The following is a 25526-nucleotide window of genomic DNA, read 5'->3' as shown; positions in this document are numbered from 1 at the left end:
TCGAACCTATGTCATCTCACCATATTGTCCGCGAAAAACAGGAGCCGGCTTTGCTGGTACTCGATCTTGACGACTTTTCTTTTGAATTGTTGGGGCAACTATTGGAATGGAGTCCTACGGTTATCGCTACAAAAGAGACCGCCAAGCAGTTGATCAACAATCACATTAAGGTGGACAGGATTATCAGTTCCATTGTTTCTGATGAGCAATCTGATGTACAACATATCCTTACAAATCACAGCTATATAGAAGCTGCTTTTGATTTCCTGCTTGAAGAAAAATATCCGGCAGTCAATGTCATTACAAATGATTGGGAACCATTAAAGGCTTATGCAAATCTGATTAACCTGGTGGTTTATACAGAGGCTGAAAAGATATTTGGTGTACAATCTGGCTTTAACAAATGGAAACCGCAAGGAGAACACATCAGGATAATAGATAAGCCTTTAGATCTTACTACACGAGGATTGAAGCAAATCGGCGAAGATATCTACGAAACTACAGCGGATGGTTTTTACAACCTGCAATTCAGCAAACCGGAATTGTTGTTTATAGCCGAACCGATTGACTAAAGCACTGCCGATTTTACATGATGTTCATCGGCTTCGTCGTCGCTTTTTTTGCTTTTGCCTAATTTAACTTTGCTTAAAAGCCCTTTCGCCTTATCCCAAATACTGTGTACAGCATCGTCATTAATAAAGGCTGAAGCTTTTTGCGAAACCAGACCTACCAACGTTTTTACCAATACGTTTGATCCTTTAAACAGTGTTTTATTTAAAGTGATTGGCAAAACAAACCTCGAAACCAAACCTATAATATCTGGAGTAAAAAATTTACTGGCCGCTTTTGGGTCGCCTGATTTATTAAAAAGGCTAAACGCTGCAGAAAAAACAGATGATGGACTGTTGTACCTTTTTTTAAGATCCATTTCCTGCTGCTGTTTAAGCTTTTCCAGCCTGATAATCTCGCTGCGCAGGTCGTTTATATTATTAACAGGTATATCCATCACTCGTTATCGCTAAATATCTTTTTGATCAGTGTGTTAATGATTGGTTTTTTAAAGCCGTCTTTAGCCATCATTACCACTACGGCAATGATAAGGTATATAAGGGCTACGGCGCCAAAACCTTTCCAATAGGAGTGAAATACGTCTGCCAGGAAAAGCGCCAGTGTAAAGCTGGCAAACAAAAAGGTAAGTGCCAGGCAAACTACAATAATAACATCGGTAACTATACCTGCAATAACCGATGTGCTTTTCTCAATCACCTTGTATTTGGAAAGCTTAATACGTGTTTCCACGTAGTCGCGCAGCTGATCTAAAGCAGGTGGTTGTTGTGGCTCTTTAACTTCTTGTTCTCTTTCTTCCATCATCAGAAAATATCTCCCGGGACATAAGCCCGGGATCATTTATAATTTTTATGCGTGCTCCAGATCGTCCTGATACTCTTCTTCAGCACCGTTGATCTTGGTCTTTATACTATCAACTACTTTGTCTTTAAAACCAAGCAAGCTGTCAATTTCTTTACCGGCGGTTTCTTTAATGCTATCGCTTAAGCTTTTTAAAGAATCGGCCAGTTTATCGCGTGTTTCATCACCTTTTTCAGGTGCAAACAATATACCTAAGGCTGCCCCCGCTGCTATCCCTGCAAGTAAGGCCACAATTACTTTTGTGTTATTGTTCATAGTACTATAATTTTTAAGTTGGATGTTTTGTTTGTGTTCGTTCTAAATTTATTTAATGGTTTATATTTATTACCCTTTAAACGGGCACGAAGCAAGGGTAGTACAATTTATAAATCGTTCTCCATTTTAATTCTGTCAAGCCGCTCAGCAGCAAGCCGGTTAGTTTCATAAATTTCTACAAGTAACAGAAAATAGGATAACAATACCGGCCCAAATACGAGGCCTAAAATACCAAAAAGCGGCAAACCTATAAAAACCCCTATAATGGAAATAATAGGATGTGTATTAGCAATACGCTTATTAATGATCATGCGCAGCACGTTATCAATGTTGCCGATAAACAGCAGGCCATAAACAATAATGCCGATTCCACGCCAAGTTTCACCAATCATCATTAAATAAATACCCGCAGGTATAGAAAGCGTTGGCGCACCTACTACCGGCAAAAACGAAATGAACGTGCCTATAATTCCCCAGAATAAAGCATCGGGTATGCCTACTATCCAAAACCCGTTAGCCAGCAGTAATCCCTGTACTATTGAAATAATACCCTGCCCCAGTACGTTTGAGTAGGTTGCATTTTTTAACGCGGTAGCAAACTTCAATGCATGCTGCTCGCGGAATGGCGCATAGCGCAGCAGGCCAGCTTCAAACTCGCGCAGTTGCACAAACATAAAATACAATAGAAAGTACAACACCAGCAGGGTGAGCAAGATATTAGCTGCACCGCCTAAAATGGACGGAAACAAATCTGTGGCATATGTGCTTATTTTATCGGTAAAGCTATCAATCATGTGAGGCTGATTGAAGGTTGAGCCGGTAAAGGCATTTGCCTTTTTAATCAACTGGTCAATAAACACCGGGTTATCCTTGATCTCTGCAATCTTGTTGATCACCATAAAGCTTAATGAAAGAAAGGGGATAACAATTACAATAAGCGTAACAAGTATAAACATCAGCGCTGTAACAGAACGCCCCCAGTTCTTTTTTTCCGTGAGATAGATATACCCGGGACGGCAGATCACATACAGCACAATGGCGCCCAGTATAGAGCTAAAGAGTGAGCTTAGGGCATACAACAGAAAACAGCCAAGCACAATGATGCTGATCAGGATTATATTATTGCGTTGCCTGTAATTAAAAATCGACATAAGTATTGCTTTAGCTCAACAGCCATCACCCGCACTGCTCTGTCCAGTAAAATTAGTGTGAAAGATTGTTAAACAGCTATAAGCTGTAAATGTTTAAATCTGTACTACAAAAATAGCCTTTATTCAAGGCCATTTAACAATTCGTTTATCTTTCCGCATCCGGCAGCAATGGTCTCCAGATAAAAAGCAGTCTCGTCATCCACAGGTCTTATCTCATACTTTAGCTGTTCTAACGCCAGGTTGATGTTAGAAAGCTGATTGCGTATATCATGCCTTATCAAGCTTAAATCCGGTTGTTCTTTATCTTCTGCCATTATTTACCCAAATTGATCGCCTTCATTTTATTATATAAAGTTTTGCGGTCTATCTTCAGTATTTCTGCAGCCTTGGTTTTATTAAAATTTACCTCGCGTAATACGCGCAAAATGGTGTCGTACTCTGCTTCAAGCGCCGCATTTTTAAGGTCTTTGCGGTTGTGCTCTCTTACAGGTGCAGGCTCGGCACTATAGTTATTGCTATTAGCAGCAAAATCATGCGGAGCCGCTATACGGCTATAATTTGAGATTTCGAGCGGAAGGGACTTAATTTGTACGGTATCGCCCTCTGTTAAAAGTGTAGCCCGGCGAATTACATTTTTAAGCTCGCGGATATTACCCGTCCACTTGTAGTTGATAAAGCACTCTTCAACCTCGGGCGAAAAATATTGTACGCTGCGACCCAGTTCATGGTTGGCTATTTTCAGAAAATGTTCGGCCATCAGCATAATATCGCTGCCCCGGTCGCGCAGTGGCGGCATGTATATGGTAAACTCATTAAAGCGATGGTACAAATCTTCGCGGAAACGGCCTTTCTGAATGCCATCCATCAGGTTTTCGTTAGTAGCCACAATAATGCGTACATCGAGGTCAATTTCCTTGGTACTGCCAATCCGTTTTACTTTACGTTCCTGCACGGTACGCAGCAACGCCGCCTGAATATCGTATGACAGGTTGCCTACCTCATCAAGAAACAGCGTGCCGCCGTTCGCCATTTCAAAGTGACCGATTTTAGTGTATAATGCACCGGTGAATGATCCTTTCTCGTGACCGAAAAATTCGCTCTGGGCAAGCTCTTTGGTCAATGAACCGCAGTCCATGGCAATAAACGGCTGATCGCGGCGAGGGCTGTTTAAGTGGATGCTTTTAGCTACCGACTCTTTACCTGTACCGCTTTCGCCCAAAATAATCACACTGTAATTGGTTGGCGCAACCAGCTCTATCTGCCTTAACAGTTCTTTAGATGCCCGGCTTTTGCCTACAACAAACTCGTTTGAAGGCATTTGTTGCTTTTTATCTTCTTTCGCTTTGGGGCTAACAGCGGCCAATTCTTCCTGCGGCTCGGTTACCAGCGCGTGATGGGTTTCTATAGCTTTGTTAATGGTATTCAGAATCTCATCGGGATATAAAGGCTTGGTGATATAATCATAAGCGCCCATTTTGATCAGCTCAACAGCCATTTTTATATCCGAATAGCCTGTGATAATAATAACACCGGTTTTAGGGTACTGAGATTTTATGCTCTTCAGCATTTCGCGGCCATCGGTGTCCTCCAGCCTGAAATCGCACAATACAAGATCATAAGCATCGTTTTTAAGATATTCCATACCGCTGCCACCATTTGAAGCGGTGGAAACTTCAAATCCATTTCTGGTTAAAAATTTAGAAAGTAATAACGCGGTATTTACTTCATCATCAACGATGAGGATCTTTTTCATAACAGAATATCTTCAAACAAACGTAAAAGTACTTAACCACCTGGGTTAATTACAAATTAATTATTTATTGAGGGGATACGAAATATACGTATAAAAAGTTATACCAACTATAAACCTTTAAATTCTGGTGACCGTTTTTCAAGAAACGCAGCTACTCCTTCTTTAAAATCAGCTGAACTAAAGCAGTTTCCAAACAAATCGATCTCTGCCTTAAAACCTTCGGATACGGCAGCCGCGCTTACCGCTTTTATAGCGGCAGCAACAGCCAAAGGCGCACGCTTCAGTATTTTATGCATTAATTCTTCGGCTTTAACCATAGCATTATCTGCTTCGGTAACATGATTCACCAAGCCAAGTTGCAATGCTTCTTCGGCACCTATCATATCAGCCGTCATGATAAGTTCGAGCGCTTTGCCGCGACCAACTAATTGCGTAAGCCGCTGTGTACCTCCATAGCCCGGAATCAATCCCAAAGTAACTTCTGGCAAGCCCATCTTAGCCGTGTTGGCAGCTATACGTATATGGCAGGCCATAGCCAGCTCTAACCCGCCGCCAAGTGCGTAACCATTTATTACAGCAATAATCGGCTTTGCACCGTTTGCAATAAGATCGAACACACTGTGCTGAGCCTCGCGCGCCATCTGGCTGCCTTCGTTTACACCCTTGCCCTGAAACTCGCTAATGTCGGCCCCGGCAACAAATGCTTTTGAACCGGCACCGGTTATAATTACACCACCAATAGCCTGATCTTCAAACGTGCTTGCGAATACTGCATGAAGCTCTGTAAGGGTATCCTTGTTCAAAGCATTCAATTTACTTTCGCGGTTAATGGTGATGTACCTGATACGACCTTTATCTTCGATTAATAAGTTTTGATATGACATAAGCAGTGCTTTAGAAGTTACGGTGCTGATGCACCCAGTTAGTGATATAATCTACAATGCTGCTGGTGGAAGTACCCGGCGGGAAAAGTTCGCCTACGCCCATTTCCTTTAGTTTAGCTGCATCGCTATCGGGGATTATACCTCCGCCGGTGAGCAGCACATCGTTCACCTGTTTTTCTTTGAGCAGATTAATGATTTTAGGAAACACCGTCATGTGCGCACCCGAAAGTATGGAAACCCCAATGGCATCAACATCCTCCTGCAGGGCAGCATTCACTACCATTTCGGGCGTTTGCCTTAAGCCTGTATAAATTACCTCCATACCGGCATCGCGAAGCGTTGTAGCTATAATACGCGCACCACGGTCGTGACCGTCAAGGCCGACTTTAGCAATTAAGACTCTGATGGGGCGGTTAAACTGGTTTTCACTCATGCAAGCGAATAATTGGTATGCGGTAAATGTACAAACAATATTAAAATAGTTTGGGTTTTGCCCGCTTACTTAAATAAGCGATAAAATAACAAAGCCTTCCGGCTTGTGACTGGAAGGCTTTGTTGTAGATTACATTTCGAATACCTTTACTTCACCGGGTCTTCAATGATAATGTAAATACTGTCATCTATATAAGTTAGATCCTTTTCTGACCTATGCTTAGCACGATACTCATTTAAAACAACCTTACCGGATCTTTTGGGGACCTGTTTAAGAATTTTGCAACCTGATATCCTTTGATTATCTATATCCAGGCAGAATATCACGTTTTTGTGCTTGTATTTTTGAGCTGTAAAATGATATCCTTGAAGAAAAGCGAGGCTGTTTTGTAAATCTGCATCTTCCTTATTCAATAGAGCATAAGTAACTATATCCCCATTTGCGTCTGTTTTACAATCCACTAAGATATTTTGCCACATGCAGTTAGCTTATACAGATTCAGGGGCATGGAAGTGATTTAAAACATATTTGCTGAATGCGATATTTTTAGGCTGAGCCTGTAAATCCATTGAAAATAGACTAAAAATAAACATGAAAACAATAATGCTCCTGTTCATAAAATCAATGTAATATCTCAATTGATGCGGCTTCTATAACGTTTTCTTCTAGGTAATTAGCCAAGTAGGTATTTGCATTGGTTGAATACAAAGACTCATGTGAAAAGCCGAAATCTTCAGCAGAACCTTTCATTATTCTATTCGGGCTATTATCTGTGTTCGACCAAGCGTTAATAGCAGAAGGCATAAAAAAGTCGTATGACGCGCCAACAATTCCTATTCCGGATTTAAATATAAACCTGTCCATACCTCGCCAGTAATCTACACCGTCATTACTCCAATTATCTAACAGCCAGAAATGATACGCCGTGCCGTATTTATTGGTAGACTTATAGGATAAATGTAATTGCGGATTGTTTTTCAGGCTAGCGTCGAAGCGTATTTCTGAGTTTTTAAAATTACTTGAATAAGCATAAAAGTGTTTTCGCTTAAAAGCAGTTTCATGCTCCATTATGCTTAACATTTTAGCAGTTGTATCTATTTCAAAAACTTTGGATGATTCGGTACGGCTACTCACTAATTTAAAGAACTCTGAAATGCAATCACTGCTATTGACATAATACCCATCATTACGCCTAACAATGATATGTATGTTGTTATACTTTAACCGGTCTAAAAATCCGTGTTCTTTTTGAGGGTAGTCATTAAACTTTTTTAACATCAAGGATGATAGTTGTTTTAGATTTAAACACCCTCCTTTAATAGTATCCGGATTGATCTTTTTCCAAACAGGTGACTTGCTTGACAGCGAAGGCATAACAGAAAATACAGCTAAGCTCTGATTGTATAATATGTTATAAACTTCAATTGTGGTGCTGTCTTGTACTTTGTTTATCAATAACCGCTGCCTCAAAGTAACCTTGTTCATTATATAACTATCAAGCTTACTGTCCTGACTTAATAAAACGTACTGACTTGAGTTATTAACGGAAATTGCACTTGTTTTATCTGATAATTTTGAATTCGAAGATTGAGCTTTTACAATTGAAATGCTGGATACAATCAAACATATTATTATTGAAATTTTCATAACCTATGGATTACATTTAGTTCCTTTTGAATTACCTGTGCTTGTATCTCTTTCGTCTTGGTTTGCCCCCAGAATACTAGGCTCATCAAAGATTCCATATCTTGCTAAAGCATTAGCACTATCTGTTGGGAAAGCAGAATTATATGATAAAATGGCCGAACTGATAAGATTAGTAAAATATTCTGCCATCGTAACATGTTTTGGGTCAACCTTTGTGTAGTATGCTCCATCATCCAAATAATAATTATAGGGATCTTTAGCATTAGCCGAATAACTTGGTCTTGAAACTACTTTGATTTGAGGATATTTCGAAGCAAAACCGCTACTGCCAAGTCGCTGCATTTCTAAATTTAGAAATGCGTGTACTCCTTCGTGAAACATTGTAGCTAAAATATATTCGTTTGAAGAATTGGTCAAAATAGTTGGATTTAAGTAAATGTCGAACCCTTCTGTAATACCATCTTCAGTTGGATCGCTTGCAAATTGAGTTGCAGTACCATTATGAAAAACAATATTACTACCTGTACCAGCACCAAAAGCATCCTTCAATAATTTAGAAAGCTGTGAATTAAAATTAGGCAATTTAACTAATAGCTGTTTTGCACATGGATATTTATTGCTAATGCTATCTAATATATCTGGTATTTCATATTCCCCATCTACCGGGCATCCATTATTGGTAGGTTGTGGAAACCCTGTACCGGGATCTGTTGGGTCATTCGGCTCACCAACTATACCTGTGCCTGGATCTGTTGGTGCTTTATTAATTGTCACCTTTTTAACTGAGTTTGTCGTTGGACAGTCAGACGGTGGAGAAGTTGAGGGGCCACCACCACTAGAGGTGCCTGTTGATCCTGAATCATCAGTGCCACCACCTTCGCAATCTGTAAAGAGGTATTCTCTACCGTCTTCATTTCCGTTTTGATCGTAGGACACTAGCCAGTAATCCCAACATTCAGCTGGCGCATAATTAGGTTTTATTATACCATTAGTTCCTTTTGATGCTGAGTTGCTGCCAGGTTTTATCAGTTTGCCATTAATATAACTGTAGCCACCTACAAAGCTTCCTTTAGGAGTAAAATACATAACCATGCCGCTAAAATCTGACTCTCGTTTGCTATAAGTATTGTTTGCAAGCTTAGCATAATTTCCTTTAAGATATACAGAATCAGCCATCACAATCATGATATAAGCTTTGTAGCCTGAACTATCTTTTAACAATAAAAATGAAGCTTTAGTGCTCTTTTTAGTGTAAGGCACTTGTTTGGTAGCATTGTTCAATAGTGCCGCTGCAAATTTGTTTGAAGGATCTAATGGTAACTCGATAACATCCTGATTAAACCTCTTATAATTTGAAGGGTGTGCCCAATCAGGTTTAATGCGTTGGCTAAAATCATGATTATTGGATAATGAGTTAGTGCCTTTGCTGTTATTTGCTATAACAGGATAAGCACCGTTGTACCAACTTTTGGCGGCTAGCACTACAGGATCGCCGAGTGAAGCATTGTTATTAATGCCACTGTCTTTCTTACAACTGTGGATGATGAAAATAACGGCCACCAGAATTAGGGCCGCTGTAAAGCGGATAAAGTTTTTTAAAGGGGTATTCATTATGTAATAAATGTTTAGTCTGCTTTGTTACGGCTTTCTGAAATCAAAAGTTATAGCATTTTATAAAAACCGACTTATAAGTATTATTATAAGTCCCTATAAAATAACAAAGCCTTCCGGCTTATCACTGGAAGGCTTTGTTATTCATTATTAATATTTCTTATCTCGGGGCACGTACCTGTCCGCCGGTTGCCGGGCGGGCGCCTTGTCCCTGTTGCGAGCCGCCACCGTTGCCCGGCTGTGCATCATCAGGTATACTTTCCTGATCTTGCTGCTGATCCTGGCGGCGCTGCTGGCGCTGGCGGCCTGCCGGGGTGTTTGATCCGAAACGATATGCCAGCGTAAACAACACAATACGCGTTGCCCAACGGCGGTCTGACGATTGTACGGTACTGCTTTCCGCATCGCCATACGTTCTTACCGACCTGAATTTCCTGGTGTTAAAAATATCCCGTGCGTTTGCACTAAAGTTCAACGTCTTGGTGATATCATACCTTAAACCGCCATCAAGCCCGTACATTGATTTCATACGGCCCTGCGCAATCACCTGCGGCCCCTGATAGTCGCCGCGTAACTGGATCCCCAATTTTGATACGGGCTTAAAATTTGCCGTTAAGTTAGCATTCCATGCATAACCAGAAGTTGATGCCACCCTTAATGTCGGGTCGCCCTCGATGTTACGGTAATAAACGTTAACGTTACCTGTAAGGTCTATCTTTGATGATGGGCTTAATTTTGCAATCAGTTCGTAACCTGCGTTAGACGCATTTTTAAGATTTTCGAATTTGGTTAAGCTGATGATACCCGACGGATCATAATTGCTTTGGATCTGCTGAATGTTATCATAGGTAAGGCGATAATACAGCGATGATGTTAAGGTCAGCGCTTTCCAGTAATTGATATAACTTAACTCAAACGAGTGGGTGTCTTCCGGCTTAAGGAAAGGGTTACCCTGCTGATAATTCTGACGGTCGCTGCGGTCAAGAAAAGGAGAGATCTGCCTGTCGCGCGGACGGCTTACACGGCGGCTGTAGCTCAATTGCAAGGTCTGGTTATCCGTAAGCTTTTCGGTTAAGAACAAGCTTGGGTAAACACGGAAATAGTCCTGTTTGTGCTTTTCGTCCTGGCCAAGCGTGGTGGTTGTGGTATTGATCAGCGCTTCTTCTAAACGCACCCCACCCTGTATGCTAAACTTGCCAAAGCTTTGCTGATAGTTAGTATAAGCGGCATGAACCTGCTCATTATAAACAAAGTGGTTGCTCAGTGTATCGGCAGGGACAAAAATATTGGTGGCATTATTCAGCGTATCAACAAGGTAGTTATTATCATTCTTGTTAAAGGTACTGCGATAGCCCATTTCAAGGCGGTTGTTATGGTTTAATGGCAATACAAAATCTGCCTGAAGATTGACGTTATGCTGCCGGCCTATGGTATAGTTATTTTGCAGTAACGAATAATCTGTAAAACTACCGGTGCTGTAATCATATGCCGTATTCAGGTTATCTGTATTGTTGTTTTTACTGGTTGAGTAACCAACGTTAGCTGTTAACTCTTCCTGCGGCTTTTTGTATTTGTGGCTGAAATCAAGGTTAAAGTCGAGGTTATTACCGTTGCCTGTACTGGTGTTGTTACGGTTAATAGTTTGATTATACAGCGGACTGCTAACGGTAGTTCCACCCGTTTGAAAACGGTCGTAACTACGGATGTTGATGTTATTTGAAAAACTTAGAGTAGTTTTTGGGTCAAGCGAAAAATCAATGCCGCTACGGATATTATTTGAGTTGATCCTGAATTCCTGATCGTTTACCTGGTATTGGTTAAACGCACGCTTTAAGCTATCAATGGTATTAGTTTGGCTGGTGCCGTTACCAATACGGCGGCCTTTACGGTAGCTGTAGTTGGCGTAAACGTTAATCAATTTGTTTTGATAGTTAAGGTTTACCGAGCCATTGTAGGTATGCTGTGTGCCCGCAGTTGCCGATACCGAGCCATTGAAGCCCGTTTGTGCATTACGTTTTAAAACGATATTGATAATGCCCGATTGCCCTTCGGCGTCATATTTTGACGACGGATTAGTAATTACTTCGATATTTTCGATTGAGCTTGCCGGGATGGACTGTAAGATATCGGTAAGGTTTGCACCTGTTAAGGCTGATGGTTTTCCGTTGATCAGGATACGCACATTGCTTGAGCCACGCAGGTTAATGTTACCATCAACGTCGACCTGTACCGATGGCACATTGCTGAGCAGGTCTGTAGCTGAACCGCCCTGGCTTACCAGGCTCTGTTCAACGCTAAATACTTTTTTATCGGTACTTAACTGTATCTGGCTGCGTTGTGCTGTTACAGTTACTTCTTTTAATACACCTTTTGAAGGGCGCATTTTTATAGCACCAAGATTTACGGTGTTGCCACCTTTTATGTTTAGCGTATCTTTTGTGAATGAAATATAGCCTACAAAGGTGGCGCGGAAAAGGTATACACCATCAGGAATGCCGGTAAGCTTAAAGTTGCCCTGCAAATCTGTTTGCATACTTTTAGCAGGCTGATTATCTGTTTTACGGATTAACGCTACTGTAGCAAAATCAAGTATCTGCCCGGTAGAGGCATCAACAAGCTTACCTGCAACGGTGCCACCTGTTTGTGCCTTTACTGCAAAAACTGTAGTGAGTAGAAAAATAAATGTTAAGAACTTTAATAGGGTACGGGTATTCATGCCGCAAAAATCAACCTTTTTATCAGGCTTGCATTATCCGGCTTGTAACTTTGTTGTAAGGAATGTATTAAATTTAGTAAAATTTCTATTACGAGGCTTCTGCTTATAATATTTTATACAAAATAATATTTGTCATGTAATGACACATAGGGCTGTATGATATTTATCTTTATCATCCATCAAGTTCAAAGATACTTATCATGGTACTTTTCAGAAATGCTACAGCTGCTGATTTTGATCTGACCCTTCAAATCAAAAAAACATCAATCAAGCCATATATAGAGCAAATATGGGGTTGGGATGATTCAGTTCAGCTGGAATTTCATACCAAAGACTTCGATCCTGAAAAAGTTAAAATCCTCCTTAATGACCGCAATGATGCTATCGGGCTTCTTGTTACTAAAGAAGACGATACGCGTATTTACCTTCAAAGCCTTCTTATATGTGACCACACTCAGGGTAAGGGTATTGGTACAGCGGTATTGTATGAATTAATTCAGCAAGCGAAATTAAGATCAAAACAAATCGAATTACAGGTTTTTAAGGTAAATAAGCGAGCTAAAGCCTTGTATGAACGATTGGGATTCTGTACAACCGGAGAGACCGCGTTTCATTATAAAATGTCGTTCGACAATGTTAATAGTTTATAAAAGTTTTAAGGCGCTCCTAAGCTCATGTCACCTATTTCAGCTGGCTCATCAGTAACTTGTCAAAAACACGGTCGGGCAGCAGGCTGCGTAAAAACAAAATAGGCTTCGCCATATAGCCACCGCTATATCTTGTTTTAGGTTTTTTTGATGCTATGGCATGTTTAATAAGCCGGGTAATTACCTTCGGATCCGACATACGGTGCCCTTGTTGTTTCCCCAGTTGTGCAAATCTGTTAGCCATATTCTGGTATGCCCCATTGCCCGAAACTTTGATAGCGTTATCCATCGCTATGTCTGCCCATTCAGATTTAACGCCGCCCGGTTCTATAATGATTACATCAATTCCAAATTGCTTCACTTCATTACGCACGCTATCGCTCAGTGCTTCAAGCGCGTGTTTGCTGGCGTGGTACCAGCCGCCAAGTGGCGTAGAGAATTTGCCTGCGATGGAAGATATATTGATGATACGGCCGAAATGTTGTTTGCGCATGTGCGGTAATACCAATTGCATCAGCCGCGCAGCACCAATTACATTTACTTCGAGCTGATACCGGGCATCGTCCATTGATACTTCTTCAATTGCACCGTATGAGCCAAAGCCGGCATTATTGATCAGCACATCAATGCGGCCTTCATTGGCAATAATAGTATTGATGCCGTTTACCATAGACTCGTCATTGGTTACATCCATAGCCATTACCTTAACACCCAACGCTTGCAGATCAGCCATTTTATCTACCCTGCGGGCCGCTCCATAAACGGTATGGCCATCTTTAAGAAGTTCTATTGCGAAATCTTTACCCATGCCAGATGAGGCTCCGGTAATCAGGATTACTTTTTTCATTGTCTAATTGCTACGATGCAAAGTTAGACAATGAAAGTATCGTATGTTTTGTTTTAAAGCTTGAGTTTGTCTTGCTGTTAAGAAAATTTTCTCAGGCGCTTTGCTGCTGTATTTCACCTTCGCGGTGCAACAGGTCTTCGATCTTGGTAATAAGGTCGTCCATGTCGAAGGGTTTTGCAATAAAGCCATCGGCTCCCGAATCTATGGCCGATGCGGCGATATCCTTACTTGCAGAAATCATGAGGACAGGAATACCACTTGTGGCAGGATTGTTCTTTAGCTTATGGCATACATCGCGCCCATCAACGCCCGACATCCAGATGTCCAGTAATATCAGATCAGGATTTAATTCAGGCACAAGATCAGTTACCTCATTTCCATCATAAGTAGAGCTTACCTGATAGTCGTAAAAGCTCAGCATCATTTCAACCGCATCTACAATCCCCGGATCGTCGTCAGCAATGAGTATTCTTTTCAGCATGTTAATTAGCAGGTAAAAACAAACATAAAAATGTTAAGTTAAAGAAGAAAAATTTATGGAATTTAATCAAGCACTCGATGAAAGTATATGATTCTATAACACAGTGATTTAAATTCTGTTTTGAGATAGTGAAAAACAAAAAGTTGAGCCTTTGCCATAAACAGAATTTACCCAAATACGGCCGCCTTCGCGTTTAATAATTTCCGACGAAATGTAAAGTCCAAGTCCCAAGCCCGGAAAAGTGTGCTGCTTATCGCCGCTTACCCGGTAAAACTGCTCGAATACATAAGGTTGCTTATCTTCATCTATACCAATTCCAAAATCCTGAACACATACCTCAACTTCTTTATTGTTAAGTTCTGCTTTAACAATAATATCTTCACTATCAGGCGAGTATTTTATGGCATTGGTAATCAGGTTAACTATTACCTGGCTTATCCGGTCGCGGTCAGCGTATACTTCTCCAACCGGATGTATCTCCGCTTTAATTTTATGGCGCTGAGTAGTACGCTGTAAATCTTCAATTAACTCGGTAATCATCTCATCGAAATTGAAGTAGCTGTGATTGAATTGCAACCTGCCCGATTGTATCTTGGTAACATCTAACAAATCGCTGATCAGGTTGGTAAGGCGGTCAATCTGGGTGTTCATCTTAAGCACCATGTTTGCCTTTTGCTCGTCGCCGTTTCTGCGGAACATCGCCTCCAGTACCTGGCTATACGCCTTAATGCTGGTAACCGGGGTTTTTAATTCATGACTGGCTATGCCAATAAACTCGTCCTTTTGCTGTTGTAGTTGCTTTTGATCAGTTATATCTACACAAGCGCCAATATAGCCTGTAAAGCGCCCATCCGAATTATATTGCGGATTGCCTGTACAAACCACCCAGCGTTCTGTGCCGTTAGGGTTTTTTATTCTGAAATGGCTCTCATGAAACTTACGTCCATTAAAGTCGCTCAGGAATTTGGCTGACGCTTTTTCAACGTCTTCGGCCATCACATAATTTAGCCAACCTTCGCCCAGGTGCCCTTCCAGCGGTACGCCTGTCCAGTCGATCCAGATCTTGTTCACATAAATGATCTGTGCATTATCGTCAGACATCCATAATGCCGCAGGGGAGGCAGTAGTAATACCCCTGAATAATTGCTCACTTTCGGCAAGTGCTTTTTGTGAAGCCATTTCAGATCTCAAATCCCTGAAAATAGTTGCCCTGCCAAGCAACCTGTCCGAGTAACGGTCCTTCAATAAAAAGGTTGTTCCGTAGCCAGGTATTGGTTCTTTACTTACAAAGTGCCGAAAATTTATATGGCCAGACCACTGCCCTTCTGATAGTAGCGATGGATTAATTTGCTCCTGAAGTTTTGGCAACTCATCAGGCATAATGTAATCCATGTTAGGCCTTTTCGCTTCATCAATATTTTCAAAGCCTAAAAGCTCAAGCCCGGCTTTGTTTACATAAGTTACAAAACCCTCGGGAGACGACAGGCTGATAAAGTCATTCGTGTTTTCAATCAGCAGCAGCAAGCGTTCCTGTTCTTCGCGCTGTTCAATTTCTGTGGTAATATCCATAGATACCCCCATCAACACTACAGGGTTACCATCCGGGTCAAAAATGAACGACCCTAATGTTTTTACCCAGTGTATTGATCCATCCTTCCAGATAAAACGCGCCTCGTAACTCAGTTTGCCTGTTTTAAATCCCTCCTCGTAGGCTTTTGCCCGTTTATCTGTATCATCCGGATGCAAAAAGTTTACAAATTGTTCCCGGCTGATATTTTCCTGCTCCAGTCCGCCTAACACCCTGCCAAGGGATGGCGAGTATATCATTTCGTTGTTAAGCATATCAATGAAGAACGTACCTGCACCTGCTGCTTCAATAGCTAATTGCGTAAGCTGTTCTGCGGAACGGATTTTTTCTTCAGAAGCTACAGCTTCAGTAATATCCTGTGCAATACCCGAAAAGCGGTAAGGTTTGCCTTCTGCATCAAAGTATGCCTTGCCCTGGCAGTGCAACCATTTCACTTTATCATTTTCCACCCCAGATGTACGGAACTTCACATTATAATTACCGCCTTTTGCCGGGTTTAATGCATCGTTAACAGCTGCATCAACCATAAAACGGTCGGCATGGTGGATAAACTTAAATACTTCTTCATAAGGTATAATATCGGTATTTGTCAATCCAAAAAGCTCCCGGCAGCGGTCGTCCCACCAAACTAATCTATTGACAACATCCAGGTCCCAGCTGCCTATACCTACCGAATCAAGTACAAAGCGCGTACGCGCTTCAGCTTCTGACAATCGCTGGCGTGCCAGTACAAGCTCGGTAAGATCTTTAGCAGTATTTAAAACCGCCCAAACAGTTCCGTCAGCTTTTTTTAATGGGGTATAAGCAAAGTCAAAGTAAAAGAGCTTAGGGACACCGTCAATGGTCAGGACAACTTCCTGCTGCTTTGCTTCATATAACTCGCCGGTTGTATAAACCTGGTCTAACAATTTGTAAAACCCTTGCTCATCAAGTTCGGGGAGTACCTCCCGAAAGGTTTTGCCTACCACATCCCACTTTCCCCAGGTTTGTTTTATGGCTTTGTTTGCTAACTGTATGCGCATTTCACGGCCTACATATAAACCAACAGGGTCGGGCGTTTCCTCAATGAGGCTACGCAAAGCTTCTATTTCTTCCTGCTGGTTGTTAGCGATGGGCATAAGTTGAAAAATGTTTTTGCATAAAGAGCCTTTAGGGCAATTTGTTTGCAATCTTAAACACTTAAGAAAATTTTATTAATTATAATCAAATTCAGGCTAATATCTGCAAGGTATTTCCTAAAGATAATTCGCCCTCTCCTTTATGAAGTAAGTTTTGTCCGAAGAGGATCTTATTATTTTTGAAGCGGTATTTAGCTAAGGTTTTTAACGGTTCTGTACCTTTTGCCGCCGTCTGCTGGTTAATGGTAACCATTACACACCTTGCGCATAATTTAACCCCATAAAAATGAATCCCGTTAATGGCAAAATGCTTCATTTCATCTTCCTGAAAAGGCTCACCGCCGGTAAAAACAATATTTGGCCTGAAACGGTCGATGCTGATTTTTTCTTCTAACCGGCTGTTCAATTCATCGAGTGACGATTGCCCAATCAGTAAAAACGGGTAAGCATCAGCAAAAGAAGTTACTTCTCCATCAAGGGCATATCTTGGGTCCACATTACGATGCGATACGTCCGGCATGTAAACCATGCGGCATGGCATATTTAGTATAGCCGTAAACCACTGATCTACCGCATCACTTACGCGGATACCCACACAGGTATCATCCCAAACGGTAACCTGTATTTGCTCATCGGTTTCAGGCTGGAACGGTACAATGATATTACTGCCATCAGGCTGGTAAGTAATCAATAAACCTTCGTCTTTGATAGCTACATTAAACAAAGCCATGTTTGCATGCTCCCGCTGTGACAAAAAACGGTTATTGTTATCAATCAGCATCCACCTGCGGTCGTGCATCAGGCCGCGGTCCGTTACCTGCGCTTTAGTAACAGCAATGCCTCCCAAAGATTTTACCGGATAAATAAACAATTGGCTTACCTGCAACATTGCGCTAAATTAAAGCTATTTTGTTTAATGAACATCAATGCTTTATTACCATTATAGCCAATGGATAATTCACCTAATTTTAGGTACCTTAAAATTGTTAGTTACCACATCCTGTTTTTATTTTTAAACATTTTAGCACTAGAAGGTGTACTAATAGCACGATAAACTTGCATGACTGATAAAAATACTACTAAAGAAGATCTAAGCTATGTACAAAAAGTATGGAGCACGGTAGGCATTGTTGCCTTTCTGGTTATCCTGATACTTATTGCACGTGTTGCTTTTAATGTACTGTTAATGATGCTTGCAGGGTCTCTTATAGCCGTTTACTTTCATGGCTTGGGAGATATTATCCAACGAAAAACCAAGATGAAACGCGGCCCTGCTATGGGCATATCCGTGGTAGGTTCATTTCTGATACTTGCCGCATTGCTTTGGTTTATGGGCACCAAAATACAGGCACAGATCGCCGAGCTTAGCGATAGCCTACCCCATACTATCAGTAATGCCCGCGCTAAACTTGCTGAAACATCTTTAGGGCAAAAAGTACTGGATTATTTATCAGACGATGGTAACTCGCAAAAAATGTTTACTACCGCGCAGCATTTTTTCAGTACCAGTTTTGGTGTAATGGGAAATATCTATGTGATCTTTCTACTCAGCATATTTTTCACCGTTAACCCATCAATGTATAAAAACGGCATTATTATGATGTTCAGGCCTAAGCACAAAGAGCTGGCCACCTGTGTGATGGATAGGTTAAGCCTTTCTTTAAAAGCCTGGCTTAAAACTACCATGCTATCTATTGTGCTTATATCTATATTCCTGTTCACCGGCTTATCTATCATGGGCATCCCTGCCGCACTGGTACTGGCCTTATTTGCCGGTATGCTAAAAATAGTACCCAACTTTGGGTCGTTAGTGGCCATGATACCGGGCGTTTTGCTGGCGCTTACCATCAGCACGGATACGGCAATTATAGTAACGCTGCTTTATGTGGTTTCACAAACCATTGTAAGTAGTGTAATTACACCTATTGTGCAAAATCGCATGATCAATCTGCCGCCTGCACTAACCATAGTTAGCCAGATCATCATGGGGACACTGTCCGGTGCTTTGGGCGTGATACTGGCAGTACCGCTGTTAGCTATTGTTTTTATTTTGGTTGATGAGCTCTATGTAAAAAAGATCAACCGCGAGGCTGCCTAAGCATTAAGCGGCAGAGATATACTTTACTAAACTTCTTTTAGCTACGGGCAGCAAAGTTTGCTCTAACGGGAACATCATATCGCTTTGCACATAATATACCGCCGGGTTAGCAAGGTGATTACGGCTGGTGATCAACTTAATCTTAATGGCTTCGGGCGTGGTAGCAATGCTTTCTTCAAAGGTATCTACAAACTGCACGTTAATGCCCCGGTATTTATCGTCCTTACTTTCAAAAATGGTGATCTGGTACTCGTAAACCCAATTGGTTTTTGTGTCACCATTGCGAAGCGAGAAATAACCATAATAAGGTGTTAAGGGTACCACCCCGACGGGATCGATATTGATACGGCTTTCTACAAAGTCATAAAGTTCTTTGCCAACCTGTATGGAGCTGTCCATTTTATTAATGGCATAACCAATAATATGCTCAATTTCGTGCATGGAATTATCGTCCTGAATGATCTTTTGGTAAGTAAGTTTTACAGCCTCGATATCTGCCTTGCTTAACCGCTGTGGAAAGGCCTGCTGTAAAACCGACTTATTGTGCTTGAAATCTATCAGATTATTATAATGAAATATCAGATCAGTAAGATTTGGATACAGCTTACTTTTATCAAAATGGCGGTTTATTTCCTGCAAATAATCAAGCAGGATGTACTTTTTATGCTCAAAATCTATGTGGCCTTCAATAAACCAGTTAACTCCTAATGATTTCATATCAGACAAACTCCTTTCGTTATGCTTAAATTAAATTAAAAAGAGCAATTTTGCAACATGACTGCCGGAACACTTTATTTAATACCGGTTCCGCTTGCAGACGACGCAGCGGCCAAATCTTTTACACCGTTTCTGGTTGATACTATTAACAGCATTACGGAGTATATTGTTGAGAATGAAAAGACCGCCCGCCGGTTTTTAAAAGAAGCCGGATTAAAAACCCCGCAAAGCCAGCTCATCATTCATGATTATGGCAAACACAACCGCAGTGGCGATATAGCCGCTTTTTTTACAGGTTTGATTGCCGGGCGCGATGCAGGTTTAATGAGCGAAGCAGGTTGCCCTGGCATTGCCGACCCGGGTGCCGACATTGTTGCCGAAGCACATAAACGAGGTATAAAAGTAGTGCCGCTTGTTGGCCCAAGCTCCATATTGTTGGCACTGATGGCATCAGGCTTTAATGGGCAAAGCTTTACCTTTCACGGTTATCTACCAATTGATAAAGTGCAGCGCAGTAAGCGCATTAAAGAACTGGAAGGATTGGCCGAACGGTTTAAGCAAACGCAGTTGTTTATAGAAACTCCCTTCCGAAACAATCAGCTATTAGAGGAAATACTTAAAAGTTGCAAACCCGCCACCCGCTTGTGTATTGCCTGTAACCTTACGGCAGCCGATGAAATGGTGGTTACCAAAACAGTTTCGCAATGGAAGCAAAGCGTGCCCGAACTGCATAAAAAACCAACCATCTTCCTGATCTTTTCATAGCTGATAACATATGAAGCTCACCAGCCAGCATACCCAGGTATTAATTATAGGCGCAGGGCCATCCGGTTTAATGATGGCAGCGCAGCTGATCAGGTATGGCATTGCTCCGCTTATTATTGATAGCAAGCAAGGGCCTACCGAACATACCAAAGCTTTAGCTGTACAGGCACGCAGCCTGGAAATATACAGGCAAATGGGTATTGCCGATGCTGTGATCTCGGGCGGTAAGCCCGCCAAAGGCTTCAGGTTTACTTATAATGGCAGGGCAAACGGATACCTCCCAATTGAGGAAATTGGCAAAGGTCAAACGTTATATCCTTATGTGTTTATCTATCCGCAAAGTAAAAATGAGCGTGTATTATTAAATACGTTAACCCAAAACACGGTACCCGTTTACTGGAACACTAAGCTGATCGAATTAAAACCCGATGATAGGTTGATCACTGCAATTTTAGAAGATGGAAACGAGCAAATAAACATTACGGCTGATTGGGTTATCGGTGCAGATGGCGCTCATAGCACCATGCGCCAAAAGTTACACATTCCTTTTAATGGGGATACCTATCCGCAATTGTTTTACCTGGCAGATATTGTTGCCAATCATACCGGCGATGATATGGAAATGTACGTTACCTCAAACGGCTTTGCCGGATTTTTCCCGGCAGAAGAGAAGAACGGATTTCGCATTATCGGCGATTTACCTAAAAGGCTTATTGACAAACAGGATTTAACTTTTGATGACGTGCTGCCTGATTTAGAGCGGGTAAAAGGCTCAAAAGTAATTGTTAATCAATGCAAATGGTTTACTACCTATAAGCTTCATCACCGTAAGGCAGATAGTTTCAGATCGGGCCGTTGCTTTTTGATAGGTGATGCCGCACATATCCATTCGCCCGTTGGCGGTCAGGGCATGAATACCGGCTTGCAGGATGCTTATAACCTTGCATGGAAACTGGCTGGCGTAATTAACGGTAAAATACAGGAACGGATATTAGACAGCTATGCGGCCGAGCGCATGCCGGTTGCAAAAGATCTGCTCAAATCTACCGACAGGGCGTTCAGCACTATTATGTCTAACAGTTTAACTGCGCGTTTATTTAAAAGGTGGATGATGCCTGCTATTTTAAACAGTGCATGGAAAAGTAAAAAAATTAAGCAATACCTGTTTAAGTGCATTTCTCAAATTGAAATTAACTACCGGCATAGTGAAATCAACCTGCATTTAAGTCAGGCACATCAGGTAAAGGCGGGCGACCGACTGCCTTACCTCAAACTATATGATGAAAAGAAACAGGTAGAAACAGACCTGCATGCCTGGTGCAGCAAACCGGGATTTACACTGATATTATTTGGCCATTTGCAGGAACAGCAATTGCTAACCTTTGCCCGGTGGATTACGCATTATTACGGACAGGGGCTCAACTTTTTCTACCTGCCGCCATCAAAACGCAACCAGCATATATTTGATGCTTTTGAGATTAAGCCAGGTTTTCTGAAATCGATTGTTGTTAGGCCGGATACTCATATAGGCTTTATGTGCGATAGCGCCGACATGGATGTAATTAATAATTATTTAGAGCAGACAACCGGGTTGAAAAGGAACAGCTAAATGGTTTAATAACCATGCGCTTGCAATGGCATAGTGATTGTTAAATATCATTTACCATGAAAAAGCGAATACTGGTTGTTGATGATGACAGGAGCGTTGCAGAAGTATTAAGTGATATACTTGCATTTAGTAATTACGATGTGAAAGCGATAACACGCGGCGAAATTGTTTTTAAAGAAATAGATAGCTATCAGCCTGACCTGATTCTGCTTGATGTGATGTTATCTGGTATGGATGGGCGTATGATATGCAAAAGTATCAAAACCAGCGATAAGCTGAAAGATATACCCGTTATCTTATTATCTGCATATATGAGCAGTTATCCATGCGTTTTTGAGCAAAACGGACCGGATGACTTTGTACTTAAGCCTTTTGATATCAGTTTTTTATTGAGGAAAGTAGACGAGCAACTTGCGGCCTAACCGTGTATCGTTTCTTTTTTGCCGTAATTTTGAATTACAATAGCTTCATAGGCTAAAAAATTATTCCAGCGTGTATTAACGTCTATCCCGTCGGCATACTTACGCGCCAGGCGAATAAAAGTAGTATAGTGTGTAGCTTCGCTTACCATCAGCTCGTAATAAAAATCTGACAGCTGCTTATCGTTAATATTTTCAGAAAGCACTTTAAAACGCTCGCAGCTGCGCGCTTCAATCATTGCAGCAAAAAGCAGTCGGTCAACCAATTGTTCGCGGCGTGCGCCACCTTTTTTCAAAAACTTAAGCAACTCGTTTACATAATCATCCTTGCGTTCACGCCCTAATGTGTAACCCCTTTCCAGAATAATATCATGTACCCGTTTAAAGTGATCCATTTCTTCCTGCACCAAAGCAGCCATTTCCTGTACCAGGTCAGACAGTTCGGGATTTTGTACAATTAAGGTAATTGCATTACTGGCCGCTTTTTGTTCACAAAAGGCATGGTCAGTTAAAATTTCTTCGATGTTGCTTTCTACAATATTTTTTACCCAACGTGGGTCGGTTGGCAATTGCAGCTTTAAAATGGTTTTCTCGCTCACAGTACAAAGATAGTTGATAGTTTTCAGAGACAAGAATTAGTAAGCAACCACTATTTGGCTCTTTGGATCTATAAACAGGATTGTGGATACTGTACATAAGAGGTCGCGCATTAATCATTTTAGTGATGGAATGGCTGTTTTTATTGCTTACTAAGCAAATTTTGTAGTTTATAATATACACCCAACTGGTTATAACAAGCATAAAAGCCCGTTTTAGATAAATTGTGTGTGGGTTAAAAAGTTGGCATTATTATCGTTTATACTTTAATACATCTAATAAATTAAAAAACTGAGACTATGAAAACTATTAACAACACTGACCTTTTACTTAAAGCGTTTGATATCGAACTAAAGAAAATGTTGCAGCAGGACATTAAAAATTTTCGTACTGCTCAGGTAAAGAATGGCAACAACCAGGGCGCTAAAAAAGCAGCCTGACACTATATATTCTCATCTATCTATAAAAACAAAAATGAGCGTCCTAACCGGATGCTCATTTTTTGTTTGGTGTAATTTCAACTGGCTATTATAACAAAAAACGCCTCCCTCAAAGGGGAGACGTTCGACACATTAAGACAGTTAATTTATTGCGATCACTTATTTATAAATGCTTCCTGTATTTCTATAACCTGCAGCTGTATTGCTATACCAGTCGGTATAAGTTGTACCGCCAGATGCGGCCCAATCTGCAAAGTGTGGATAAGCAGTATTGATAGGCACCGTTTCAAAAGGATAATCAAATGTTGTATTGAAGCTGATAGCCCATGGCCAGTTTTCTTTTGATACATAAGTACGGCCTGCTGCTACTGATGTATTATCATCATCTGTACCAAATAAAGTAGTAGTTGCTTTATCGGTTGGTGCCATATTTGGCAAGTGAACCTCATAACCACGACGCAGGTTGCTGATCAGGAACGGATTGAATGCTGATGGTGTCAAAGTAGACGCTGCAACCGGCGTAGTAAACTTAACATTCACAGTGGCTGTACTGCTGGTCACTTTTGCTTTTGATGATAATGTATTGATCAGGTATGAACCGTCAGGGTTTTTAATCAAAGCCTCGTGGTTATCAAACGGAATAATTACCGCTTTGCTTTGGCCTGCTTCCACACCGTTTGATGCAAAAGTGATATAATTACTGATGGCTTGCTGCCCGGTTACCGAAGCTACTGCCGAAGCTGAAACCGGTAATTGTACGCCAAATCCATTATGGAATGATGCGCCTGCTGCACCAATAGTGTAAGTACCTGTCATTTCAACCACCTGGTTTGATGCATTGCTGATGAACTGGTAACGGTAGTTAACCAAAAGGTCATTCAAATCATAGTCGCCTTTTTTAGGAAAGTTATCTTCGAAAGCCACAGTTGAGTATGAGCTTGCAGATGGATAATAGCTGATGAATGCTCTTGTAGGGTCATTCGGGAAAGCATCCTGAGTATCCAATACGCCGTCACCATCGGTATCGCCACCGCGATCAATGTTTGCAACGCCATTATTTGATATTGCTGTGATCGGATTTGCAGAAGCGTATACAACAAGGTCATTAAAGTCGTTGTCAGAGCCGCCTGTTTGCCTGTTGGTATCTTCAAAGCCTAACAAATAAAGTTTGTGAACATCGTCATACAGCATAACAGAGTGCTTACGCAAAGCGGCGGTATTCTCAGGGTTAAACTCGTCCTGGCTGTAGAATTTTGCAGCGCCGGTATTAACACCGCTGCCGGTCCATGCATTCTGTATCAGTACAAAACCGATTGAAGTGCCTGCATCAAAGGTGCCTAATTTTACTTTATCGCCGGCAACTAAACCACCGCCAGAACCTGCTGCCGAAGCGTTAGGGAATATGTAAGTAATTTTATCGATACCGCCTAATAAAGTGCCGCCACCTGATGATGTTGGTGCACTGCCGGTTTTATAGGTATAGTAGGCTAATGTATTTTGATAACCTGCGCCTTCTGCAACAAACGTAATCCAAACATCTGATTTGGCGGTAACGTTGATTGTTTTAACAGCACTGCTGGTTAAATATTCAGGATGAGAAGTAGTTACAGGCGTTCCTTCTGGTAATGATGAATTTACGTAAGAAAGTAAAGAAGCATCAATTACATCGCCGGTTGATTCAAGATAAGCAGGGCGACCAAGGTTGGTTGGGCTCAAAAATGCATTTGACGAGCTGTAACCTGTTGGGTAGCCAATTTCAGTGGTCAACAAACCGTTGATAGTGATTTTGCCGGTTGAAGAGTTAGCATTGGGATTGTTATTGATCGCATCTGGGATAATATCGCCGCTGTAACCTGTTTTACCGCCGATAACTGCGGTTACAGATCCATTGTTGATACTTGCAGTTGCGTTATGCAGCAAACCGATGTAAGCGGGGTCAATAATCAATTTATCATAAGAAGCCGGTAGCGTTACTGTTGCAGTGATATTGCCGTTTTTATCGGTAACACCTTTAAAAATTGACCCATCTGTGCTGGTATTGTCCGGTTTGTAAACACTTACAATTACGCCGGCTATTGGCCCGTTGTTGTTGTCTTTTAGCGTAACATTAAGTTTAACGTTTTTAGTTGTTGCGAAGTTAAAGCCATCCGGAGCGATTTTGTTCGCAGGTGTAATTGGTGTATTGCCGTTGTTGTTGTCTTTTTTACAACTGGTAAAAGTAGCAATCCCGGCAAGTAAGAAAAGGGTAAAGTAGTTTCTCATAATTAACTAATACGTAACAAATTATTGAATATTTGATTCTTTTTTACGTATTAAGTTCAA

The 25526-nt window shown here is 41.3% G+C and carries 25 protein-coding genes; 7 read left to right on the top strand and 18 right to left on the bottom strand.

Annotated elements, in window-relative coordinates; genetic code table 11:
* Positions 1-8 precede the first annotated feature (8 nt).
* Entirely contained in the window at positions 9-572 is a 564-nt protein-coding gene (locus PQ461_RS01320) for a thiamine diphosphokinase (RefSeq protein ID WP_274207821.1), read from the top strand.
* Here the strand turns inward: PQ461_RS01320 and PQ461_RS01315 are convergent.
* The 11 genes from PQ461_RS01315 to PQ461_RS01265 form a co-directional block, all read right to left on the bottom strand.
* Positions 569-1006: a hypothetical protein gene (locus tag PQ461_RS01315; protein WP_274207820.1), complete on the bottom strand. Its 438-nt coding sequence runs from the start codon at positions 1004-1006 to the stop codon at positions 569-571. The two genes, PQ461_RS01320 and PQ461_RS01315, sit on opposite strands and share 4 nt — an antisense overlap.
* A complete protein-coding gene (locus PQ461_RS01310) occupies positions 1006-1371 on the bottom strand; it encodes a phage holin family protein (RefSeq protein WP_274207819.1) in 366 nt (121 codons plus the stop codon). The genes PQ461_RS01315 and PQ461_RS01310 overlap by 1 nt, the downstream gene beginning before the upstream one ends.
* A 45-nt stretch (positions 1372-1416) precedes the next feature.
* Entirely contained in the window at positions 1417-1683 is a 267-nt protein-coding gene (locus tag PQ461_RS01305; protein ID WP_274207818.1) for a YtxH domain-containing protein, read from the bottom strand.
* Between the two features lie 107 nt (positions 1684-1790).
* Entirely contained in the window at positions 1791-2834 is a 1044-nt protein-coding gene (locus tag PQ461_RS01300; protein WP_274207817.1) for an AI-2E family transporter, read from the bottom strand.
* A gap of 119 nt (positions 2835-2953) precedes the next feature.
* A complete protein-coding gene (locus PQ461_RS01295; protein ID WP_274207816.1) occupies positions 2954-3148 on the bottom strand; it encodes a histidine kinase in 195 nt (64 codons plus the stop codon).
* Positions 3148-4587: a sigma-54-dependent transcriptional regulator gene (locus PQ461_RS01290; protein WP_274207815.1), complete on the bottom strand. Its 1440-nt coding sequence runs from the start codon at positions 4585-4587 to the stop codon at positions 3148-3150. The genes PQ461_RS01295 and PQ461_RS01290 overlap by 1 nt, the downstream gene beginning before the upstream one ends.
* Positions 4588-4694: 107 nt before the next feature.
* Positions 4695-5471, bottom strand: a complete 777-nt coding sequence (locus PQ461_RS01285; RefSeq protein ID WP_274207814.1) for an enoyl-CoA hydratase/isomerase family protein — start codon at positions 5469-5471, stop codon at positions 4695-4697.
* A gap of 10 nt (positions 5472-5481) precedes the next feature.
* Positions 5482-5904 (bottom strand): cobalamin B12-binding domain-containing protein, encoded by a 423-nt coding sequence (locus tag PQ461_RS01280; protein WP_274207813.1) that lies wholly within the window; start codon positions 5902-5904, stop codon positions 5482-5484.
* 621 nt (positions 5905-6525) lie between these two features.
* A complete protein-coding gene (locus tag PQ461_RS01275; protein WP_274207812.1) occupies positions 6526-7551 on the bottom strand; it encodes a hypothetical protein in 1026 nt (341 codons plus the stop codon).
* A 3-nt stretch (positions 7552-7554) separates the two neighbouring features.
* Complete coding sequence (locus PQ461_RS01270) at positions 7555-9162, bottom strand: hypothetical protein (protein WP_274207811.1); 1608 nt, start codon at positions 9160-9162, stop codon at positions 7555-7557.
* 160 nt (positions 9163-9322) lie between these two features.
* Entirely contained in the window at positions 9323-11878 is a 2556-nt protein-coding gene (locus tag PQ461_RS01265) for a TonB-dependent receptor (RefSeq protein WP_274207810.1), read from the bottom strand.
* 200 nt (positions 11879-12078) lie between these two features.
* Here PQ461_RS01265 and PQ461_RS01260 point away from each other — a divergent pair, with 200 nt between their 5' ends.
* Positions 12079-12528 carry a GNAT family N-acetyltransferase gene (locus PQ461_RS01260; RefSeq protein WP_274207809.1) on the top strand — a complete coding sequence of 150 codons (450 nt, stop codon included), beginning with the start codon at positions 12079-12081 and terminating at the stop codon, positions 12526-12528.
* A 31-nt stretch (positions 12529-12559) separates the two neighbouring features.
* Here PQ461_RS01260 and PQ461_RS01255 read toward each other — a convergent pair whose 3' ends face one another.
* The 4 genes from PQ461_RS01255 to PQ461_RS01240 form a co-directional block, all read right to left on the bottom strand.
* Positions 12560-13372 carry an oxidoreductase gene (locus PQ461_RS01255; RefSeq protein ID WP_274207808.1) on the bottom strand — a complete coding sequence of 271 codons (813 nt, stop codon included), beginning with the start codon at positions 13370-13372 and terminating at the stop codon, positions 12560-12562.
* 91 nt (positions 13373-13463) lie between these two features.
* On the bottom strand, positions 13464-13853 hold the full coding sequence (locus PQ461_RS01250) for a response regulator transcription factor (protein ID WP_274207807.1): 390 nt from the start codon (positions 13851-13853) through the stop codon (positions 13464-13466).
* A 108-nt stretch (positions 13854-13961) separates the two neighbouring features.
* Positions 13962-16559, bottom strand: coding sequence for a PAS domain S-box protein (locus PQ461_RS01245; RefSeq protein ID WP_274207806.1), 2598 nt, complete (start codon positions 16557-16559; stop codon positions 13962-13964).
* Positions 16560-16650: 91 nt separating this feature from the next.
* Complete coding sequence (locus PQ461_RS01240; protein WP_274207805.1) at positions 16651-17448, bottom strand: MOSC domain-containing protein; 798 nt, start codon at positions 17446-17448, stop codon at positions 16651-16653.
* Positions 17449-17619: 171 nt separating this feature from the next.
* On the opposite strand from PQ461_RS01240, the gene PQ461_RS01235 reads away from it, so the two are divergent.
* Positions 17620-18657: an AI-2E family transporter gene (locus PQ461_RS01235; RefSeq protein ID WP_274207804.1), complete on the top strand. Its 1038-nt coding sequence runs from the start codon at positions 17620-17622 to the stop codon at positions 18655-18657.
* 3 nt (positions 18658-18660) lie between these two features.
* On the opposite strand, the gene PQ461_RS01230 is transcribed toward PQ461_RS01235, so the two are convergent.
* On the bottom strand, positions 18661-19374 hold the full coding sequence (locus PQ461_RS01230) for a hypothetical protein (RefSeq protein ID WP_274207803.1): 714 nt from the start codon (positions 19372-19374) through the stop codon (positions 18661-18663).
* A 57-nt stretch (positions 19375-19431) separates the two neighbouring features.
* On the opposite strand from PQ461_RS01230, the gene PQ461_RS01225 reads away from it, so the two are divergent.
* The 3 genes from PQ461_RS01225 to PQ461_RS01215 are packed head-to-tail and all read left to right on the top strand — an operon-like array spanning position 19432 to position 22170.
* The gene (locus tag PQ461_RS01225; protein ID WP_274207802.1) at positions 19432-20139 is read left to right on the top strand and encodes an SAM-dependent methyltransferase; all 708 of its coding nucleotides are present in this window, start codon (positions 19432-19434) and stop codon (positions 20137-20139) included.
* A 10-nt stretch (positions 20140-20149) separates the two neighbouring features.
* Positions 20150-21748 (top strand): FAD-dependent oxidoreductase, encoded by a 1599-nt coding sequence (locus PQ461_RS01220; protein WP_274207801.1) that lies wholly within the window; start codon positions 20150-20152, stop codon positions 21746-21748.
* Positions 21749-21804: 56 nt separating this feature from the next.
* Positions 21805-22170, top strand: a complete 366-nt coding sequence (locus tag PQ461_RS01215) for a response regulator (RefSeq protein WP_274207800.1) — start codon at positions 21805-21807, stop codon at positions 22168-22170.
* Here PQ461_RS01215 and PQ461_RS01210 read toward each other — a convergent pair.
* Positions 22167-22766 carry a MiaE family protein gene (locus tag PQ461_RS01210; RefSeq protein ID WP_274207799.1) on the bottom strand — a complete coding sequence of 200 codons (600 nt, stop codon included), beginning with the start codon at positions 22764-22766 and terminating at the stop codon, positions 22167-22169. The genes PQ461_RS01215 and PQ461_RS01210 overlap by 4 nt on opposite strands.
* A 297-nt stretch (positions 22767-23063) precedes the next feature.
* On the opposite strand from PQ461_RS01210, the gene PQ461_RS01205 reads away from it, so the two are divergent.
* A complete protein-coding gene (locus PQ461_RS01205) occupies positions 23064-23204 on the top strand; it encodes a hypothetical protein (RefSeq protein WP_274207798.1) in 141 nt (46 codons plus the stop codon).
* Between the two features lie 159 nt (positions 23205-23363).
* Here the strand turns inward: PQ461_RS01205 and PQ461_RS01200 are convergent, their stop codons facing one another.
* Entirely contained in the window at positions 23364-25466 is a 2103-nt protein-coding gene (locus PQ461_RS01200; protein ID WP_274207797.1) for an LruC domain-containing protein, read from the bottom strand.
* Between the last annotated feature and the right edge of the window lie 60 nt (positions 25467-25526).

The sequence above is a fragment of the Mucilaginibacter sp. KACC 22063 genome, from assembly GCF_028736115.1.
In the GTDB taxonomy this organism is placed as follows: domain Bacteria; phylum Bacteroidota; class Bacteroidia; order Sphingobacteriales; family Sphingobacteriaceae; genus Mucilaginibacter.
Note: the sequence above shows the minus strand (reverse complement) of the source record. Positions and strands in the feature narration are given on the sequence as shown.